The following is a 13,196-nucleotide window of genomic DNA, read 5'->3' as shown; positions in this document are numbered from 1 at the left end:
CAGGTCACCACCCGGGAGCCGCGCGAAGGCGGCGGTGCCGGCGCGTCGGTGGCGGCGGGCTCGTTCGGGCAGCGGCTGGTGGATGCCTCGCTCGACTTCGGCGACCGCACGCTCGGCGGGCTGGTGGATGTGTCGCACTTCGAGACCGACGGCGCGCGCGACCACAGCGCGGCGCGGCGCACGCACCTCAACGGCAAGCTGGTGGCCCGGCCCGATGCCGACACCCGGATCACCGCGTTGCTCAATCTCTATGACCAGCCCCTGGCGCAGGACCCGCTGGGCCTGACCCGGGCACAGTTCGAGGCCGATCCGCGCCAGGCACCGGCCGTGGCGACGGACTTCGGCACGCGCAAATCCGTGGCGCAAAACCAGTTCGGCGTGGTGCTGGAGCGGCAACTCGGCGCGGCCGACAGCGTTCGGGTGCGCGCCTATGGCGGCACGCGCACGCTCACGCAATTCCTGTCGTTCAGCGGCGCCGCGGCCAGCAGCGCAGGCGGCGTCGTGGACCTGGACCGCGACTACTACGGCCTGGGCATGGCCTGGACGCACACCGTGCGGCGCGCCTCCGGCCTGCCCCTGACCTGGACGCTGGGGCTGGACGCCGACCGCCTGTCCGAGCACCGCCAGGGCCGGGTCAACAACAACGGCACGCCCGGCGCGCTGCGGCGCGACGAGCAGGACCGCGCGGGCAACACCGATTGGTTCGCCCAAGTGGACGCCTGGCTCACACCCACCTGGCGCGCCGTGGCCGGGGTGCGCGCCAGCCGCGTGCGCGCGAGCGTCAACGACCGCTTCATCACCGCCGCCAACCCTGACGACAGCGGCCAGCGCACCTGGCGGCAGACTAGTCCCGTGCTGGGCCTGGTATGGAGTGCCACCGACCAGCTCAACCTGTACGCCAACATCGGCCGAGGCTTCGAGACGCCCACCCTGGCCGAGATGGCCTACAGCACCGGCAACACCGGCCCCAACTACGGCCTGAACGCCTCGCGCAGCCGGCAGATGGAGGTCGGCGCCAAGTGGCAGGGAACGGTGTACCGCATCGACGCGGCCTGGTTCGACGCGCAAAGCCGGGACGAGATCGTGCCGGCGGCCACCGTGAACGGGCGCACCGTGTACCAGAACGCCGACCGGGTGCGCCGGCGCGGGCTGGAGCTGGCGTGGAGCGCCCAGTCCGGTGCCTTCAAGCCGCGCGTGGCCTACACGTACCTCGATGCGTCCTTCGACAGTCCCTACGCCGTGGCGGGCGGCGCCACCGTGCCCTCGGGCAACCGGCTGCCGGGCACGGCGCGCCAGACCGTGCAACTGGCGCTGGACCACGCCCTGTCGCCGGCATGGCAATGGGGCGCGACGCTGGACGTGTCCGGCAAGGTGTACGCCAACGATGTGAACACCGAGGCCGCCGCCGGATTCGCCGTGGCGGGCCTGCGGGCGGGCTATGCCTTTCGCACCGGGGACACGCGCTGGCAGGCCTGGGCGCGGCTGGACAACCTGTTCGACCGCCGCTACGCGGGCTCGCTCATCGTGAACGACGGCAACGGGCGCTTCTTCGAGCCCGCGGCGGGACGGCGCATCATGGTAGGGCTGCGCGCGCAGTTCCTGTAGCCGCCCTGCCCGGGGCGCAGGGCCCGGATCGGCTCAGCCGCCCTCGCACACCAGGCGCTGCTCGCCCAGGCCCGTGGCCCCCAGCCGCATCACGTCGCCCGGCCGCAGAAAGCGCGGTGCGGGCTTCTTGCCCAGCCCCACGCCCGCCGGCGTGCCGGTGAGCACGATGTCGCCCGGCTCCAGCGTCATGAACTGGCTGATGTACGACAGCACCCGGGGCACCCCGAAGATGAAGTTGCGCGTGTTCCCGTCCTGCATGCGCTCGCCGTTCACCTCCAGCCACAGGCCGATGGCGTGCGGGTCGGGCACCTCGTCGGCCGTGACCAGCCAGGGTCCGATGGGCGCGAACGTGTCGTAGGCCTTGCCTTTGTCCCACTGACCGCCGCGCTCCATCTGGTAGCTGCGCTCGGATACGTCGTTGGCCAGCACGTAGCCCGCCACATGCTGCAGCGCCGCGTCTTCGGCCACATGCTGCGCGCGCGTGCCGATCACGATGCCCAGCTCCACCTCCCAGTCGGCCTTCAGCGCGCCGGGCGGGATGCGCACCGGGTCCGTGGGCCCGCTCAGCGCGGTGGTGGCTTTCATGAACAGCACGGGCTCGGCCGGCGCAGCCAGGCCCGCTTCGGCCGCATGGTCGGCATAGTTGAGCCCCACGCACACGATCTTGCCCACGCGCGCCACCGGGCAGCCCAGGCGCTCCGATTCGGGCACCACGGGCAGGCGCGACGTGTCCAGCGCCGCGAGGGCGGCCAGGGTGCGGGGCGACAGCTGGGCGGGGCCGATGTCGGGCAGCAGCATGGACAGGTCCCGGACAATGCCTTGCGCATCGACGAGCCCGGCGCGCTCCGCGCCCGGCTGGCCATATCGGATCAGTTTCAAAGTGTCTCCTACCGGTGGAAGATTCCAGACGCGGAAGCGGGCGGCGGGCGCCCGTCCGAAGCATCACGACCAGTAGTCGATCTCGTCCAGGCTGCGGGCAAATGCCTGCAGGTCAGACACCTGCGGATACTCCACGTAGTACAGGTACTCGTAGCCCACCGCCTGCTGCGCGAGATCGATCCAGCGGCCGCGCTGCGTCGTATCGTAAAGCGTCTGGAGCTTCCCGAGGTCGAAGGCCTCCTTGCCGCTCGATGCGGCCTGCGCCTTGGCGGCCTGCAGCCGCGCCGTCCGCTGCTGCTGTGCACGTTCCCTGAGTTGCCGATGAAAAGCCAGGGCGGCTTCGCCTTTGAGTTGGGTCATCTTCAATCTTGTCCATTCAGCGTGCAGTGGATTCCCAGCGCCTGGGACCACGACAGGCCGGCATATTTCTGCAAGGCTTCGCGAGCGGTCTCGGCGATGGCGGCGGGCATGGCGTGCGTCAGCTGCCTGATCGTCCCGTCGTCGATCACCTGTTCGCCCATGTCGCTGGCGGGCAAGTCGGAGAGCGCCACGATCTCGGCGTATTGGTCCGCGTCGTGGATCGTCAGCTCCCCGTTCGCAACGGTCGCGACAGGCGCCTTCTCTCCCGTCGCCAACGTGCCCATCAGGTGGTAGGTGCCGATCTGCGGCTTCGCCAGGAACTGGTCGATGACGTCCAGGCGATTGCCGCGAACGGCGGAGTAGCCGGCGACGACGGCGGCATAGGGGGGGGCGCGGATCGTCCCCGTCGGGCTTGCGTTGCAGGACACCCAGCAGCGAACGCTCCAGAGGGGTGTCGATGTCGTACATCTCGACCTGGCGGCCGGTGTGCTCGGACAGTGCGATGTAGCTGGCGACTTCGTGCGCTCCGCCCAGCCGTTTGTCGACCAGCATGCCGGCCGGCTTTCCGCTCGCGGTCTTCCTTGTGGCGATCTGGCGTTCCAGCCGGTCGGCGAGCACGCACGACTCCGCGTGCACGTTGGCCGGGGTCAGTCGGGGCTGGCCGTGCGCCTTCCTGAGCCGCGGTTTGAACGCGTCCGGATTGATGCTGCCCCCGCCGCTTTCCTGCAGGGCGTCGGCCAGGGCCGGCACGGCCGATCGGGCCAGCCGGGTCTTTCCGGCAGCCGTATTGCCGCGCAAGGCGAACAGTGTCGGATCGCAGCCCGACCGCTCCACGCATTCCGCGAAGACAGAGGCCTTGCGAAAGGAGTCATCGATCAGCGCATCGTGCAGCTTGCGGCGCTCGGGCTGCCAGTGGGCCGGATCGGCCAGGTAGGCCCATCGCCCGGGCCCGACGGGCGGCAGCGTGCCGACCGCGAACATCTCCACGGAGCCGTTGGCGTATGCGCCATTGGAGGCCGCGGAATGGGTGGTTCGCCTGGCAGACAGGCTTCGCAGTGCCGAGGCCGCGGAACGGACCGGGGACAGGGCCCCGTGGCCTGCGCTGCGAGGGGCTGCCTTCAACTCAGGGGAGCCGCTCTGCGATTTCAGCGTGGAGCCCGCCGGCAGCGGGGGCCCCGATGTCAGTCTGGCGAGGGGATGGCGCGGCACGCGCGCCCGAGCGGCAAGGCGATGAATCATAGGCCCGGCAAGTTAGCGGCAGCCACTCGGCGGTGCCATCCCACGCGCGAAGATCAGGCAGGTTCCGCGAACCCCTGCCCGCCCTCACAGCGCGGGGCCAGGGTGCCACACCAAACTTCGCTCATCGCCAGGGCGGGCATCCGCCATGCGCCGTAATATCGGCCCGAACCACCACCCGCTCCCGGCTCCTTTCCGCCCCGAATCCGCCATGCCCCGTTCACCCGCACCCCCGGCCCCCTCCACGCTGCCGCCTACAGCGGCCGACCGGCCCCGCCCGGCCCATCTGGCCGACCTGTTCTGGTCGTTCACCCTCCTGGCGCTGCAGGGCTTCGGCGGCGTGCTGGCCGTGGTGCAGCGCGAGCTGGTGGACCGCAAGGGGTGGCTCACCAATGAGGAATTTCTCGAAGACTGGGCCGTGGCGCAGATCCTGCCGGGGCCCAACGTGGTCAACCTCGCCGTGGTGGTCGGCGATCGCTATTTCGGACTGCGTGGCGCCCTGGTGGCACTGGCGGGCATGCTGCTGTTTCCCTTGCTGCTGGTGCTGGCGCTGGCCGTGGTGTATGCGCAGTTTTCCGGCCACCCCGCCGTGAGTGGCGCCTTGCGCGGCATGGGAGCGGTGGCGGCTGGCCTGGTCGGCGGCGTGGCGCTGCGGATGGCGGGGGCCTTGCGCACGCACCCGCTGGGCCTGGTGGCCGGGTGGGCCTTCGTGGCCGCGACCTTCGGCACCATGGCGCTGCTGCGCTGGCCGCTGGCCTGGGTGCTGCCCGTGGTGGGCGGCGCGGCATGCGCTGTGACCTGGCGGAAGATCGCCCCATGACGCCGGCCCCCATGCTCGCCCTGCAGCCGGTGGACTGGCTGAACCTGTTCCTCTACTACGCCTCCATCTCGCTGCTGGCAGTGGGTGGGGCCATTGCCGCCGCGCCCGACATGCACCGGTTCCTCGTGGAACGGCAGGGCTGGATCACCGACGTGCAGTTCAACGCCTCGGTCGCCATCGCCCAGGCCGCGCCGGGCCCCAACGTGCTCTTCGTCGGCCTACTGGGCTGGAACGTGGGCCTGAACGCCGGCGGGCCGGGCGCGGCGGGCTGGGGCCGCGGCCACGCTGGGCATGGCACTGAGCCTGGTGGGCATCATGCTGCCCAGCACGGTGCTGACCTGGCTGGCCACGCGCTGGGGCCACCGCAACAGGCACCGGCGCAGCGTGCGCGCCTTCAAGCAGGGGCTGGCGCCCGTGGTGATCGGCCTGCTGCTGGCCACCGCCTGGCTGCTGGGCAGCGTGCACCATTGCGCCGGCACCGACCTGCGCCTGTGGCTGCTGAGTGGCGCGTGCGCGCTGGTGGTATGGCGCACCCGGCTTCACCTGCTGTGGCTGCTGGCGGCGGGTGCGGTGCTGGGGGCGCTGGGCGTGGTATGACCAGGCGCGCCCGTGGATTTAACAGTCCGTGTTGACTCCAGGGGCGTGAAGATTCAGCGGTCGTCTTACCGCGCCGGGTGGCGTATGCCGCAACAATGGCTTTGGCACCTTCGCCATCGGCGTTGGCCGGGCCTCCCCGGGCCTGCTGCCGCACCCCGTTTTCTTCGTGGCCCGATTCGCATCGGGCCTGTCTTTTCCGCAATCCAAGGAGTCCCCCATGCAATTTCGCCCCCTCGGCCGTTCGGGCCTGCAGGTTTCGCCACTGTGCTTCGGCGGCAACGTGTTCGGCTGGACGGTGGACGAGCCCACCACGTTCTCGCTGCTCGATGCCTGGGTGGACGCGGGTTTCAATTTCATCGACACCGCCGACGTGTACTCGCGCTGGGCGCCGGGGCACATGGGCGGCGAGTCCGAAGCCATGATCGGCCAGTGGCTCAAGCGCAGCGGCAAGCGCGACCGCATCGTGCTGGCCACCAAGGTGGGCAAGGACATGGGCGATGGCAAGGTGGGTCTGGGCGGCGACTACATCCGCCGCGCGGTGGACGACTCGCTGCGGCGCCTGCACACCGACGTGATCGACCTCTACCAGTCTCACGATGACGATGCCGGTACCCCGCTGGAGGAAACCCTGGGCACCTACGCCGACCTGATCCGCGAAGGCAAGGTGCGCGCGATCGGCGCCTCCAACCATTCCGCGAAGCGCCTGGCCGAGGCCCTGGACACCAGCGAGCGCCTGGGCGTGCCGCGCTACGAAAGCCTGCAGCCGCTGTACAACCTGTACGACCGCGACGTGTTCGAGAAAGAGCTGCGCCCCCTGTGCCTGGAAAAGGGCGTGGGCGTGATCAACTTCTACGCGCTGGCCGCCGGCTTCCTGACCGGCAAGTACCGCAGCGCAGCGGACGTGGACAAGAGCCCGCGCGGCGCCAAGGTGGTGCAAACCTACCTGAACGACCGAGGCCTGCGCATCCTGGCCGAACTCGACCAGGTGGCCGAACGCTATGAGGTCACCCCCGGCCAGGTGGCGATCGCGTGGCAGATGGCGCAGCCCGGCATCACCGCACCCATCGCCAGTGCATCGTCGCTGGAGCAACTGCAGGAACTGGTGCAGGCCGCCAGTCTGAAGCTGGATGCGGATGCGCTCGAATCGCTGAGCCAGGCCAGCGCCGAAGCGGCCTGAGGACCCTGAAGGCCATCAAGCGGGTTCGCCGACCGCCGCATGGGCGGCGGGCACTCTGCCGCCGCCCTGCCCGCCTTTTTCCGCCAAGGCCTGCAATCCCTGCCGATGCGCCACCAGCGCCTGCACGGTCGTGCACAGCAGGCCGTGGGCCTGGGCGAACCGCGCCACGTCCGCACCGCGGGCCATGCTGCCGTCCGGATTCATCAGCTCGCACAGCACCCCGGCGGGTGCGCGGCCGGCCAGGCGCGCCAGGTCCACGGCCGACTCGGTGTGGCCGGTGCGCTCCAGCACCCCGCCCGGGCGTGCCACCAGCGGAAAGACATGGCCGGGGCTGACGATCTGCGGGGCACCGCCGGGCGCCGGTACCTGCAGGGCGCAGCGGATCGTCTGCAGCCGGTCGGCCGCCGACACGCCCGTGCTCACGCCATGGGCCGCCTCGATGGACTGGGTGAAGGCGGTGGCGAACGAGGACCGGTTGACCTCCACCATCGGCCGCAGGCCCAAGGCGCCCGCATGACCGGGCGTGAGGCACAGGCAGACGATGCCGCTGCCCTCGCGGATCATCAGGGCCATGGTGGCTTCGGTGAGGTTGTCGGCCGCGCAGACGAGGTCGGCCTCGTTCTCGCGGTCGGCATCGTCCATGACGAGCACGGGACGGCCCGCGGCAATGGCGGCGATGACCTCGGGCATGGGCGCCAGCTGCACGCCGTGATCGACGGCCACGGCCACAGGCGTGGAAGGGAAAGAGGAAAAGGAAGAAAAAACGGAAACGGCGGTGTTCATGAAACGCTCCTGGAAGGTGAGGAAACGCCTCAAGGCATGCAAGAAGCACCGGCGCACGCCCGAATGGCAGGCGCGCGCAGGCACCAGGGCGCGCATGGCTGCGCGCCCCATCTTCTTTCATCCGGACTGTGACCGTCGGCCCCAGACTGGACGGGCCAGGAACCGTGTTCCTTGGAGCCGCGTCGCACTGGGTCTGCTGACCTCCGCCCATCCCGAAGGACGCATGCGGAGCGCTCGCGGGCTCGCGGCGCGGGGAGACCTCCCGCACCGCCTACCGCCGGTGGGGAATTCCACCCCGCCCTGAAGACCGTGCGATTATCGCGGCGCTGCCGCCGGTGGCGTGTCGCCTGCCGGGCGATCCCGGCCCAGCAGCAGGGGCAAGACTTCAGCCGACGGACCGCGCAGCACCGCATGGGCCGTGCCGTCGAGTTCGCTCGGCGCCGGGTTGACGATGACCACGCGCGCCCCGATGCGCCGGGCCATGTGGGCGAGGCCGGCCGCGGGATACACGGCGCCGGCCGTGCCCACGACCAGCATCAGGTCGCAGGCGCTGACCGCCTCCTCCGCCTGACCGAGGATGTCGATCGGCAACGACTCGCCGAACCACACCACGGCCGGGCGCACGAGATTGCCGCAGGTGGCGCAGCGCGGTGGTGCGCCGGCCTCGGCGTGGGCCATGTCGCAGCAGCCGCGCGGATCGTCCAGCCAGCGGTTGCCGCGCAGCTCGCCATGCAGGCACAGCACGCCCTCGCTGCCGGCCATCTGGTGCAGGCCATCCACGTTCTGCGTGACGAGCGTGAGGCGGCCGGGATGGCGCCGGGCAAAGTCCGCCAGCGCCCGGTGGCCCGCATTGGGCTGCACGCCCTGCAGCAGCGCGCGGCGGTGCTCGTACCACGCCCAGACACCCGCGGGATCGGCGCGAAAGCCGGGCTCGCTGGCCATGTCTTCGGGGCGCACCTGCGCCCACAGTCCGGTCTGCGCATCGCGGAATGTGGGCACGCCGGACTCGGCGCTCACGCCCGCGCCGGTCAGCACCACGATGCGCTGCGCTGCGTCGACCCAGGCGATGGCGGTATGCAGGTCGCCCGAGCCGCTCCAGGCGCCTTCAGGATCAGGCTGCGGCAAGCGCGGCATGGCGAAAAGACCGGTTCAAGGCGTACGCTGGCGCAGCGCCTCGTACAGGCACACGCCGCTGGCCACCGACACGTTCAGGCTCTCCACCGCGCCTTTCATGGGGATCGAGACCAGCTCGTCGCAGGTCTTGCGCGTGAGCTGGCGCATGCCGTCGCCCTCCGCGCCCAGCACCAGGGCCACGGGGCCTTTCAGGTCCACCTGGTAGATGGTCTTGGGCGCATCGTCGCTGGTGCCGATGCACCAGATGTTGCGCTCCTTGAGCTCGTTCAGGGTGCGCGCGAGGTTGGTCACCATGAAATACGGCACCGTCTCTGCGGCACCGCTGGCCACCTTGGCCACCGTGGCGTTCAGGCCCACCGCATGGTCCTTGGGCGCGATCACGGCCTGCGCGCCGGCGCCGTCGGCCACCCGCAGGCAGGCGCCCAGGTTGTGCGGATCGGTCACGCCGTCCAGCACCAGCAGCAGGGGCTGGGCGACGCCGGAGGCTTCCAGGTCTTCGAGCAGCTCGTCGAGCGAGGTGGCCAGGGCCACCGGCTCCACCCGCGCCGCCACACCCTGGTGGCCCTGGCTGCCCGCCAGCTTGGCGATGCGCGCGCTGTCGGCTTCGATGAGGCGCGCGCCGGCGGCGTTGGCGCGGTCGAGGAACTGGCGCATGCGGGCATCGCGCCGCGTGGCCTCGTAGTAGATCTCGATGATGGATTGCGGCGCAGTCTTCAGGCGCACGCCGACGGCGTGGAAGCCGAAGAGGACTTTGGGGCTGGACATGCGGGGATTATCCGCGCCACGGGCCGAGCGACCGATTGCTATTTATTTGATAGCAACCAAGGCATGCAATATCCCGGCACAGGGCACAAACGGCCCAAAGCCCCTACGAAAGCCTCAGGCCTCGGACACGCGCCCCGCGTCGATGGTGATGCGCCGCTCGCACTGCGCGGCGATGCCCCGGTCGTGCGTGACGAGCACGAGCGTGGTGCCCTGCTCGCGGTTCAACTCGAACATCAGCCGCATGATGGTCTCGCCCGTGGCGAAGTCCAGGCTGCCGGTGGGCTCGTCGGCCAGCAGCACGGCCGGCTCGACCACGAAGGCCCGCGCCAGCGCCACGCGCTGCTGCTCGCCGCCCGACAGCACCTTGGGGTAATGAGACAGGCGCTGGCCCAGCCCCACGCGCCCCAGCATGTCGGCTGCAAGCTTGCGCGCGTCGCGGCGGTCGGCCAGCTCCAGCGGCAGCATGACGTTCTCCAGCGCGGTCAGGTTGCCCATGAGCTGGAAGCTCTGGAACACGAAGCCCACCTTCTGCGCGCGCAGCGCGGCGCGGGCATCTTCGTCGATGGCGAACAGGTCCTGCCCATCCAGGCGCACGGTGCCGCGGGTGGGCGTATCGAGCCCCGCGATGATCGACAGCAGCGTGCTCTTGCCCGAGCCCGAGGCGCCGATGATGACCGTCACCTCGCCGGTGTTGAAGGTGGTGGACACCTCCTTGAGCACCTGGTGCGCGCCGAACGACTTGCACACGCAGTCGGCGACGATGTAGGGCGTGGCCTGGCTCATTGCGCCCGTCCTTCCACGTCGAAGCGGTATTCGACGGCGTTGGAGATCTGCGTGACCAGCGTGGTCAGCAGCAGGTAGGTGATGGCCACGGTGGAGAGCGTCGCGATGGGCTGGAAGGTCGCCGACTGGATGCGGTTGCCCACGTTGGTCAGCTCCACCACGCCGATGGCGTAGGCCAGCGACGAGTCCTTGAGCAGCGCCACGAAGTTGCTCACCAGGGGAGGCAGCGAGATCTTGAAGGCCTGCGGAAACACCACGTCGAAGAACACGTGCAGGCGCGACAGGCCCAGGGCCCGCGCCGCCTCGGTCTGCCCGCGCGGCACGGCCAGCAGTCCGGCGCGCACCGCCTCGGCGTTGTAGGCACCCACGTTCAGGCCCAGCGCCACCACGGCGGCGGCGAAGTCGGGCAGGTTCAGCCCCGGCACCAGCACCGGCAGCGCGAAGTACACGAAGAGGATCTGCACCAGCAGCGGCGTGCCGCGGATGACCCAGATGTAGAACCCGGCGGCCCAGCGCAGCGCGATCCAGCGCGAGGTGCGGGCCAGCGCGGCGCTGGTGCCCAGCACCAGGCCCACGCTGCCGCTCACCAGGGTGAGCCACAGCGTGGTGCGCGCGCCGTCGGAGAACGCCTGGGCGTTCGGTCCGATCGGGTCAGGCAGGAAGGAAAGCAGCTGGCCCAGCAGGGCCAGCGCCAACACCATCAGCAGCAGGGCGGAGACCAGCGTCGCATTGCTGCGGTGCTGGCGCGTCCAGTGCTGTGGCCACAGAGCATTGAGCATGGAAGGAAGGCGGTCCGAAGCCGGCGCCGCGGCTTATGGCGCGCAGCGGACGTCTTCGTTGAAGTACTTCTGGGACACGGCGGCGTAGCTGCCATCGGCCAGCACTTCGGCAAAGGCCTTGTTCCATGCGTCGGCCAGCCCGGTGTTGCCCTTGGAGACGGCGGGTGCGATCTTCTCGATGAAGAGCATGTCGCCCAGCTTCAGGCCCGCCTTGGGGTTCTTGGCGACCACTTCCTTGGCCACGAACTTGTCGGTCACCCAGGCATCGACGCGCTTGGAGGTGAGCGCGCTGCGGGCGTCCACGTCGGTGGGGAAGTTCTTCATTTCCTTGATGCCGGCGACCTTCTGCACGTTCTCCAGGTAGCTGGTGCCGGTCTGCACGGCGACGATCTTGCCGGTGAGGTCCTTGGCGGTGCGGATCTTGGGGTCGGTGGCGATGATCATGCCGCCCGAGCAGTAGTGGGGCGTGGCGAAGGTGACGGCCTTGGCGCGCTCTTCGGTCACGCCGTGCGAGGCGATGACGGCATCCCAGCGGTCCTGCGCCAGGCCGGTCAGCAGGGCATCGAAGCCCAGCGTCTTCCATTCGACCTTCAGGCCCATCTTCTTGGCGACCAGGTTGGCCACTTCGATCTCGAAGCCGGTGAGCTGGGTGCCCTGGAAATAGTTGAAGGGCGCGAACTGGCCCTCGGTGGCGATGATGATCTTGCCGTCCTTCTTGACGGCCTCCAGCGTGCGGGCCTGCACGGAAAAAGCGGCACACATTGCCACTACGGTGGCGATCGTCTTGAACATCTTCATCTCTGTTGTTCCTGCGCAGGGTGGTTTCAGGTACAAAAAATCCGGCTTGGCGGTTAGCGAAGCCGGAGCCAGCGGCCAGTGGGCCGCCCGCGGGACGGGCAGTCACGGGATTGCCACATTATAAAAGGCGTGCATGAGGCCATGCCCACCCGCAAACCCTGAGCCGGAGCGCAAAAAACGGGCCCGTTTTGACTTTTTGAGGCTCAGCGCAGGAAGGCGTCGTAGCCCGTCTTGAGAATGAGCGCGCTGACCACCACGATGAAGATGCCGCGCACGAAGCCCGTGCCGTGCTTGAGCGCCATGTGCGTGCCGATGACGCTGCCCACCACGTTGGCCACCGCCAGTGGCACCGCGAAGTGCCACCACACGTGCCCCTTGGCCGCGAACAGGATGATGGCCGCCACGTTGGTGGCCAGGTTCAGCAGCTTGGCCGACACCGAGGCGTTCAGGAAGTCGTAGCCCAGCAGCCGCACGAACAGGAAGACGAAGAAGCTGCCCGTGCCCGGCCCGAAGAAGCCGTCGTAGAAACCCACCACCAGCCCGATGGCGCAGGCCAGGCGTGTCTCGATCCGGCCCTCGAAGCGCGGGGTGTGGTGGCGCCCCAGGTCCTTGCGGGCCAGCGTGTACAGCAGCACGGCCAGCAGGATCAGCGGCAGCAGCTTGCGCAGCGAATCCGCCGAGATCACCGTCACCGTCCAGGCGCCGGCAAACGCCCCGATGAAGCCCGCCGCGGCCGCCGGCAGCATCGCCTGCCAGCGCATCTGCACGCGGCGGCTGTACTGCCAGGTGGCGATGCCCGTGCCCCAGATGGAGGCGCTTTTGTTGGTGCCCAGCAGCGTGGCGGGCGGTGCGTTGGGAAACGTGGCGAACAGGGCGGGCACGAGGATGAGGCCGCCGCCCCCGACGATGGCGTCCACGAAGCCGGCCAGCAGCGACGCCAGAGAAACAATGATCCATTCCATCCCCCGATTGTCGGGGCTGCCGCAGGGCGGAACGGGGAATGGGGAGCGATTCGTGCGTGCCGGCGCACAGCGAACCGGCCAAGGGAACGGGCAAAGAAAAAGCGCCGGGGTCGCCGGCGCTTTGTAAAAAAGGCATCTTATAGGGGGATGCTCGGAATGGTTTGTTCGACTTCGAGATGTCTCCTCGGTCCCCTCGTTCGACGCGACGGGCGCGTTTTCGAGTGGTTGAACTGTAACGAGTGCACCCTGCTGGTGCATTGGTGGTTTCCCGCACCCCGTTCTGGGGCAGCGTGGCGAAGCACCTGCAAGATGGGCGAAGCACGGGCGCGGCAGCCGTTGGTTTTTACGGGGCATTGATGCGCGGTTTGATTCAATCGGCGGGCGTTTCGCTTCCCTCTTCAAGGCCTGTTCGCCATGACCGATCTTTCGCTTCGCCGCACCCTCTCCGCGCCGGCGGCCCTGGCTGCCCACCGCTCGGCCGCCCCCGAGCGGCCGGCGTTTCCCGCCGAGGCGCCTGC

The 13,196-nt window shown here is 69.5% G+C and carries 13 protein-coding genes, 2 pseudogenes and 1 riboswitch; of the genes and pseudogenes, 4 read left to right on the top strand and 11 right to left on the bottom strand.

Annotated elements, in window-relative coordinates; all coding sequences use genetic code 11:
- Nucleotides 1–1,605 (top strand): TonB-dependent receptor family protein (locus tag AC27IQ_RS12055; RefSeq protein ID WP_487089610.1); only part of this gene is annotated, 1,605 nt, incomplete at its 5' end.
- Nucleotides 1,606–1,638: 33 nt separating this feature from the next.
- Here the strand turns inward: AC27IQ_RS12055 and AC27IQ_RS12050 are convergent.
- From AC27IQ_RS12050 to AC27IQ_RS12035, 4 genes and pseudogenes are all read right to left on the bottom strand, one after another.
- Nucleotides 1,639–2,484: a fumarylacetoacetate hydrolase family protein gene (locus AC27IQ_RS12050; protein WP_487089609.1), complete on the bottom strand. Its 846-nt coding sequence runs from the start codon at nucleotides 2,482–2,484 to the stop codon at nucleotides 1,639–1,641.
- Nucleotides 2,485–2,547: 63 nt separating this feature from the next.
- Nucleotides 2,548–2,844 (bottom strand): hypothetical protein, encoded by a 297-nt coding sequence (locus AC27IQ_RS12045; protein WP_284431188.1) that lies wholly within the window; start codon nucleotides 2,842–2,844, stop codon nucleotides 2,548–2,550.
- A 2-nt stretch (nucleotides 2,845–2,846) separates the two neighbouring features.
- Nucleotides 2,847–3,272: a hypothetical protein gene (locus AC27IQ_RS12040; RefSeq protein ID WP_487089612.1), complete on the bottom strand. Its 426-nt coding sequence runs from the start codon at nucleotides 3,270–3,272 to the stop codon at nucleotides 2,847–2,849.
- 34 nt (nucleotides 3,273–3,306) lie between these two features.
- A pseudogene (locus tag AC27IQ_RS12035) lies at nucleotides 3,307–3,825 on the bottom strand (XopAJ/AvrRxo1 family type III secretion system effector zeta toxin); the annotation flags it as partial.
- A gap of 466 nt (nucleotides 3,826–4,291) precedes the next feature.
- Between AC27IQ_RS12035 and AC27IQ_RS12030 the strand changes: the two are divergent.
- The 3 genes and pseudogenes from AC27IQ_RS12030 to AC27IQ_RS12020 all read left to right on the top strand — a co-directional run bounded on the left by AC27IQ_RS12030 (nucleotide 4,292) and on the right by AC27IQ_RS12020 (nucleotide 6,674).
- Nucleotides 4,292–4,900: a chromate transporter gene (locus AC27IQ_RS12030; protein ID WP_487089608.1), complete on the top strand. Its 609-nt coding sequence runs from the start codon at nucleotides 4,292–4,294 to the stop codon at nucleotides 4,898–4,900.
- Nucleotides 4,897–5,497: pseudogene (locus AC27IQ_RS12025) on the top strand (chromate transporter). Before AC27IQ_RS12030 ends, AC27IQ_RS12025 begins: the two are co-directional and overlap by 4 nt.
- 217 nt (nucleotides 5,498–5,714) lie before the next feature.
- Entirely contained in the window at nucleotides 5,715–6,674 is a 960-nt protein-coding gene (locus AC27IQ_RS12020) for an aldo/keto reductase (protein ID WP_487089607.1), read from the top strand.
- A 15-nt stretch (nucleotides 6,675–6,689) separates the two neighbouring features.
- On the opposite strand, the gene ribB is transcribed toward AC27IQ_RS12020, so the two are convergent.
- The 7 genes from ribB to AC27IQ_RS11985 all read right to left on the bottom strand — a co-directional run bounded on the left by ribB (nucleotide 6,690) and on the right by AC27IQ_RS11985 (nucleotide 12,678).
- Nucleotides 6,690–7,364, bottom strand: coding sequence for a 3,4-dihydroxy-2-butanone-4-phosphate synthase (ribB, locus tag AC27IQ_RS12015; RefSeq protein ID WP_487089611.1), 675 nt, complete (start codon nucleotides 7,362–7,364; stop codon nucleotides 6,690–6,692).
- Nucleotides 7,365–7,562: 198 nt separating this feature from the next.
- Nucleotides 7,563–7,769: riboswitch (FMN riboswitch) on the bottom strand.
- A 3-nt stretch (nucleotides 7,770–7,772) separates the two neighbouring features.
- Nucleotides 7,773–8,591 carry an SIR2 family NAD-dependent protein deacylase gene (locus AC27IQ_RS12010; RefSeq protein WP_487089606.1) on the bottom strand — a complete coding sequence of 273 codons (819 nt, stop codon included), beginning with the start codon at nucleotides 8,589–8,591 and terminating at the stop codon, nucleotides 7,773–7,775.
- A 15-nt stretch (nucleotides 8,592–8,606) separates the two neighbouring features.
- Nucleotides 8,607–9,356, bottom strand: coding sequence for a 23S rRNA (guanosine(2251)-2'-O)-methyltransferase RlmB (rlmB, locus tag AC27IQ_RS12005; RefSeq protein WP_317354365.1), 750 nt, complete (start codon nucleotides 9,354–9,356; stop codon nucleotides 8,607–8,609).
- Between the two features lie 114 nt (nucleotides 9,357–9,470).
- Complete coding sequence (locus tag AC27IQ_RS12000; protein ID WP_487089605.1) at nucleotides 9,471–10,139, bottom strand: ABC transporter ATP-binding protein; 669 nt, start codon at nucleotides 10,137–10,139, stop codon at nucleotides 9,471–9,473.
- A complete protein-coding gene (locus AC27IQ_RS11995) occupies nucleotides 10,136–10,918 on the bottom strand; it encodes an amino acid ABC transporter permease (RefSeq protein ID WP_487089604.1) in 783 nt (260 codons plus the stop codon). The genes AC27IQ_RS12000 and AC27IQ_RS11995 overlap by 4 nt, the downstream gene beginning before the upstream one ends.
- 33 nt (nucleotides 10,919–10,951) lie before the next feature.
- Nucleotides 10,952–11,716 (bottom strand): ABC transporter substrate-binding protein, encoded by a 765-nt coding sequence (locus tag AC27IQ_RS11990; protein ID WP_272565884.1) that lies wholly within the window; start codon nucleotides 11,714–11,716, stop codon nucleotides 10,952–10,954.
- 203 nt (nucleotides 11,717–11,919) lie between these two features.
- Nucleotides 11,920–12,678 (bottom strand): sulfite exporter TauE/SafE family protein, encoded by a 759-nt coding sequence (locus AC27IQ_RS11985; RefSeq protein ID WP_284394620.1) that lies wholly within the window; start codon nucleotides 12,676–12,678, stop codon nucleotides 11,920–11,922.
- Between the last annotated feature and the right edge of the window lie 518 nt (nucleotides 12,679–13,196).

This window comes from Acidovorax sp. KPB24-07, from assembly GCF_057543315.1.
The sequence above is the reverse complement of the archived record's forward strand: the minus strand, read 5'-3'. Positions and strand labels throughout refer to the sequence as shown.